This is a genomic window from Psychrobacter sp. Choline-02u-9 (genome assembly GCF_002836505.1).
Taxonomy (GTDB): Bacteria; Pseudomonadota; Gammaproteobacteria; order Pseudomonadales; family Moraxellaceae; genus Psychrobacter.
Map to the genome: position 1 here is coordinate 1 of NZ_PJBF01000022.1, position 775 is coordinate 775.

The following is a 775-nucleotide window of genomic DNA, read 5'->3' on the forward strand; positions in this document are numbered from 1 at the left end:
GAGAAGCTGCGCTATTTTATGGACTTAGCACCAGCACCATTCACAGCTGGCAGAAGAAATTAGCGCCTAAAACAACCAGAAATAAAGCACCGACTAAAATACCTGATGACGCATTGATTGAAGACGTAAAAAGATACCCAGATGATTATAACTATGAAAGAGCTCGTCGCTTGAACTGTAGTCAAACGGGTATCTTTAATGCTTTAAAGCGTCTTGGTATCAGTCAAAAAAAAGACCTTGGAACATCCAAAAGCGTGTCCGATAAAAAGAGCGATATTCCAGAGTAGGCTTGATCGCTTTACGCAGCAAGGCTATCCCATTGTCTATATGGATGAAAGCGGCTTTGAGGCTGAAACCATTCGTTCTCATGGCTATGCACCGATTGGTAAACCCTGTATCGATAGCTACAACTGGCAAGCTTCGAGACGTACGAATGTCATCGGAGCTCTCTATGAAAAAATGCTATTTGCGCTTGATTACGTTGAGCAGAATATCAATAGCACCATATTCTACGACTGGTGCAAATACACGCTAATCCCAAGTCTTAAAACTAAATGCGTGATTGTCATGGATAATGCTCGATTTCATAAGAGTAAGCGTATTCAAAAGCTACTTAATAGACATGGTCATCGTATTTTATGGCTGCCGCCGTACAGCCCTGATCTAAACCCTATCGAGAAAAAATGGGCACAGGCTAAGTTTCTACGCCAAGGATGGATGGAGAATAATCTACCTAAACTGTTTCATGATATGGGCTGTATCGATTTTATAAAGA

At 41.3% G+C, this 775-nt stretch carries 2 protein-coding genes; both read left to right on the top strand.

Annotated features, from left to right (window positions below; translation table 11 throughout):
* Window positions 1–287: IS630 transposase-related protein (locus tag CXF69_RS14435; protein ID WP_102078938.1), on the top strand; the 287-nt coding region annotated here is incomplete at its 5' end.
* On the top strand, window positions 238–775 hold a 538-nt coding region (locus CXF69_RS14440), incomplete at its 3' end, for an IS630 family transposase (RefSeq protein WP_404944633.1). The genes CXF69_RS14435 and CXF69_RS14440, both read left to right, overlap by 50 nt.